Genomic DNA, 403 nt, shown 5'->3' on the forward strand with positions numbered 1-403 from the left:
CCGGAGTAGAGTCATTTGTCTCCGCTCCGGACAGGTTATTACCGTTACCGTCGGTCAGTTCGACATCACCGGCTGCTGCCGGCGCCGTGGTATCGACCGTCACAGGAATGGCGGCCGAAGGCTGGCTGGTATTGCCGGCGGCATCGGTGACCGTGGTGGTGATGCTGTGGCTGCCGTCGGCCAGGGCCGGCAGGGTACTGCTCCAGCTGCCGTCGCTGCCTGCCGTGGCGGTACCGATGGCTTTACCGTTGTCGAGGATAGTGACGGTGTCGCCGGCTGCCGCAGTCCCTTTCAGGATCGGGGTGGCATCGTTACTGGTCTTCCCGCTCAGATCGTCCCCGGCGGAATCGGTCAGGCTGATATCGCCTGCTTCTGCCGGTGCCGTGGTCTCGACCGTGACAGG

The 403-nt window shown here is 64.5% G+C and carries 1 protein-coding gene; it reads right to left on the minus strand.

From position 1 onward, the window contains the following. The coding region (locus GTPT_RS16600) for an Ig-like domain-containing protein (RefSeq protein WP_038011935.1) at nt 1–403 on the minus strand (403 nt) is incomplete at both ends.

The sequence above is a fragment of the Tatumella ptyseos ATCC 33301 genome (genome assembly GCF_000735525.1).
Taxonomy (GTDB): Bacteria; Pseudomonadota; Gammaproteobacteria; order Enterobacterales; family Enterobacteriaceae; genus Tatumella; species Tatumella ptyseos.